This window comes from Polaromonas sp. P1_E1_2 (assembly GCF_056406035.1).
In genome coordinates, this window is the sequence record NZ_JBFUAZ010000370.1 from 1 (window position 1) to 4308 (window position 4308).

Annotated in this window: 4 protein-coding genes; all 4 read left to right on the plus strand. The window is 56.2% G+C overall.

The genetic code is table 11. The annotated features are described in order from the left end of the window. Nucleotides 1-1035: ankyrin repeat domain-containing protein (locus AC1D1P_RS15835; RefSeq protein WP_477673634.1), on the plus strand; the 1035-nt coding region annotated here is incomplete at its 5' end. Between the two features lie 44 nt (nucleotides 1036-1079). Further along, nucleotides 1080-2477: a tetratricopeptide repeat protein gene (locus AC1D1P_RS15840; RefSeq protein WP_477668999.1), complete on the plus strand. Its 1398-nt coding sequence runs from the start codon at nucleotides 1080-1082 to the stop codon at nucleotides 2475-2477. A 70-nt stretch (nucleotides 2478-2547) separates the two neighbouring features. After that, on the plus strand, nucleotides 2548-3297 hold the full coding sequence (locus AC1D1P_RS15845; RefSeq protein ID WP_477669000.1) for a hypothetical protein: 750 nt from the start codon (nucleotides 2548-2550) through the stop codon (nucleotides 3295-3297). 92 nt (nucleotides 3298-3389) lie between these two features. Continuing rightward, nucleotides 3390-4308 (plus strand): ankyrin repeat domain-containing protein (locus tag AC1D1P_RS15850; RefSeq protein ID WP_477673635.1); only part of this gene is annotated, 919 nt, incomplete at its 3' end.

Consider the following 4308-nt stretch of genomic DNA (forward strand, 5'->3'; position numbering starts at 1 on the left):
GTGCTGCACTATGCGGCAAAAACTTATCGTCATTGCGGCGATGAAGACATCGAATGGCTGATTTCACAAGGCTGCGATGTGAACGCCCGCAATGCGAACGGAGATTCCCCGTTGTTGGTCGCATCACGGCTTCCTGACAAGCGCAACGGCGCAATGTATCGATTGCTGCGCCACGGGGCCGAGCCGAATATTCGTGACCGGAATGGTTTGGCTGCGATACATCACGTTTGTGCAACGGAAAACGGGGTGGGCATGGTTGGCGCACTCAGGCATCGCAACGCCGATTTGAATGCAGATTCATCGATGGGCTCTCCGCTCTGGATTGCGAATGCGGCAGACCGCTATGCGGCGCGCGATAAATTATGGCCGCTCAATTTACAGCTCATCTCTCCGGCGACCGCTTACGAGGGTGACGCTTATGCAAATTTGCTAACCGCGATCAAGCACCACGATGTAGCTTCGATGGCGCGCTACATTGATGTCGTACAGCTTGGCGAATCGCAGGTGCAAGCGCTGTATGTCTACGCCTGTTATTTTCAATGTGGTGTGCTTTTTGACCATTTGCAGCGGGTACATCCCTGGCGCCTGGTCGCCGATACGCCCGATTCCCCCGATACGTTCTTTGGCCGGGACTACGCGCTGAATCACCTGGACCTGCTAAACGATGAGCACCCGGCGGTTGGCGATTCCTATCGCATATTTGTTGCAGCGATCGCGCAATCCAACCCGGCGCAATTGCACGCATTGGCACAGACCCGCGATTTCGCGATCAATTGTCTGCGTGTTGTTGAATGGCGCAGTGCGCAAGCGCTGGAGTTCTTTGGGCTGCTCAAAACCAAAGAACTGACTTTCGAGCAGTTATTTTCGGGTAACGGCTTGTGGGTGCGCTGGCACGACAAGGAGGATGTGCCCGCAAACATCGCGGAGGTACTGATCGCCTTGCGTGCGATGGGGTTGGTCTTCCATGGCTCCGAATACGGGCTGAAAGATGCGGGATTGTCAGACGATTTGGTTCAACGGCTGTGTCGGCCTTGATCGCCGGCCGATAGCCAGGCACTAATTTTGGCGTAAGACTAACAATGTCAGAACCTTTTTCTTTAAAAATCACGGCCAAAAAAGTAAGCCCTGAAGCCCTGCAGGCACTTTCGCGCTTTGCTGCGGCAGTGAACAGCAAGGACGGCAGTGCCTTGCGGGCATTGTTGTCGGATTCTGCGCTCGCCAAGTCGGCGCTGACGACCAACAAGTTGTCGCCCGATATTTTCCTGCCGCATGCGCCATACACCAGTTATCAGTTCAACGTGGTGGATGCCTTGCATGAAGCAACCCAAGCCACGGAGTTGGAGGTCATGCTCGATGGCGCCGAAAAACTGCGCATGGAGCTGGACGGAACAGACCGTGACGCCGATGGATTTTGCGTGTTCTTTTTTGTGTGGCTGGCTTCGGTCGGCCTGACTGCGTTTGATGCGACGGCGAAGTCGTCTCACGGGTGGTCGGCGAAGTGGACGCAGGATGCTGCTAAGCTGACGTTGGTGAAACACAAACTACCGGGCGACGGCGACTCCGCAGAGACCTATGCAAAGCGCAATGCCGCTGCCGAGAAATCGTCTTGCGGGTTTCTCATCAAGCAGTTCAAGTACACGGTGGGAGGCGACTTCAATCGCCTGGTGTCATCGCTGCAAGAAGACAGCGTGATGATGGTTTCGTTTTCGCACATCATCGACAAGCTGGCCGCGTTAAAGCGCGTGAAGACCGATAGCCAGTACTCGGATCATCGCTTTGATCTGGAGGTGCTGAGCAAGACCGTGTTGTCGCCGGACCAGGTGGAGAGCCCGCATCTGGGGCGAGTCAACGGGTTCGAGATCATCTCCATCAACGGGCAACTGGGCCCTTGGAATTTTGATTACGACGCAGCACTGGCCCATGTCGAGAAAGTCATCACGCGGCCTTTGCATCGTGAAGTTTTGGGCGAGGCAGGTACCGATGAGCAATATGCTTGTCTGCATTGGGCGGCGGGAGATATTTCTGCCGTGCTGACGCTGCATCCGAACCGGTTTTCATTTCGCTTACAGCGCTTCCCCGATCTGACCAAATTCCCTCTCGCACGGATTTATGCCTTGTATCAGGACGGGATAGAACCCAGTGCGTTCCACTGGATGCAGTTGAAAACTCTGGCGCAAGAGCGGGCCGCCCAGGGTGACGCGGATGATTTGCATATCCTGGCTTTGCTGTATTTGTATAACAGGTACGGGTTGGAGCGCGACACGAACAAGGCTGAAGAATTGTTCATTCAGGCCGCGGAGCGCGGCAGCACGGAGGCCATGTGGCTGCTGGGCACCACCTACACGCACTTTGATAGATTCAAAGACGAATGGCCCAAAGATCTGGAGAAGGCCCGGCACTATTTGCAAATGGGGGTTGATCTCGGGTCTTCGCGCTGCAAGGACAGTCTGCAATGGGTGCTCAAGAGTCTGCAGTGATTCACTCGAAGTGATGGGGCCTGTGCTGCTCCATCAGTCAACGGCCTGATAGAAATTGAAAGGAACCACCATGGGCCTACATGCAGAAGTCAAACACATCGACCTGACCATCCGCCCCGCCGCAGCCAAGCAGATGCGCCAGGATCTGGGGGCGCAGGGCCTGCTGGATGCGGCGACCACCTCGGCGGCCGATTACCTCACCCAACAGTTCTGCGAAGTCACCAGCAGCCGCTCGGGGCTGTGCATCACCAACATCAGCTGGGACCAAATCGACGAAGACCTGTATGCGCTGCTGGACCGGCTCGCGCCCTACGTGAGCAGCGGCGGTTTCGTCAAATTCAGCTGCGAGGGCCGCACCTGGGCCATGGCGGTGTACGAGCAGCAGGCGCTGCTGCCCCTGGGTGAGTTGCTGTCGTTCAAGAACAAGCCCCAGGAAGTGGCGGTTTCGAGCGAGTGGGGCGACAGTGGCCATGACGGCAACACCCTGGTGCACGATGCCACCGCCACCGAAGAGAAGCTGAAGGACTTCTGGTACTGGCGCCACGGCGTGTTGATGTTGGCCCTGAAGGTGGCCTATCTCGGCGAGAGCCTTGGGCACCTCAAGAGCCTCAACAAAAAGGTCGTGGGCGATGTGCACGGCCTGTGCGGCAACGCGCACGACTTCCTGACCGGAGAGAGGACGCTGAGCAAGTCCCAGGTCAACTCGTTTGCCGACGAAGCGCCACCTTATGCGAAGCGGCTGCTGGACGTCATGGCCACCATCGAGAACCGGCCTGACACCCAGGAACTGTCGATCTGGCGGCGCGCTCGCAAGTGGTGAAGCCTACAAGGATTCACGCATATCTGGGTCCATCCGAGAGCATCAGATTCTCGGCAAGCCTGCGTTTTATCTCCCTCATGAAAGACTAATAGATGCAAGACTTCAGCGCAGAAATCCTGTTCAAAGCAGAAACGGATGCGGAATCCTTTGGGCAGAGAGTCGGTGCGCAACTCGGTGCGACAGAGTCGTATTTCGACAAGGCACTTCAAAGCCTGGGCGCGTCGCTGCCCGGTGCGTGCAATGAGTTCTCCGTGGAGCGCTTTCGGCGCTATCGGAATGTAGTGAGCGTGCAGTTTTATGCCGGGGATCGCTCGGAATACAGGCCCATTCTTTCGGCCCTTTTCCAACTCGGCGCGCACATGGTCAAACTGCATGTCGGAGCCGACGACTACAACGAGGTCGAACTCTATGCGGATGGCAAACAGACCAAGAAGAAAGCAGCCTTTCTCAAAGAGTTTCAGTCCATTGCGCTACCTGACCCGACTTCGGACTTTCAGCGGGCGCTCGCCAACAGGAATTTCAACCGTGCCGAAGTCCTGGTCCCCCAGATTGACGTGACCAGAATAACGCTTGACGACGAGATTCTCGAAGCCTTGATGCTCCGGGAGGCATCTCCTATTGCACTGCATTTAATCGAACAAGGCGTCATTCGTGAAAATCGCCGTATTAGTCAGTATCCCGCGCCGCTAACGACCGTTGCGGCATATTGGTGCAACCTGCCAGTGTTGAAGGCGCTTTGTGCTCTGGGATTCGACCCTTACGAAACCAACACCGACGGCGAAACTGTATTGCATATTGTTTTGTCGTCAGCAGAATTCGAAGCCATCGAAACCTGCCGGTGGGTCGTTGAGAGATGCAAAGACAACCTGAATCCCGTCACCCAGTGTGGCAGCCCGATTTGGCACTCGTTCGACAGTGGTGAAAATTCCTTAGGCGCACGGATCTTCAGGGAGCAGGGTGCGCTTTTGATCGCGCCTGAAGGGTTCTATGAAAACCTGTCGCGTGATGAAG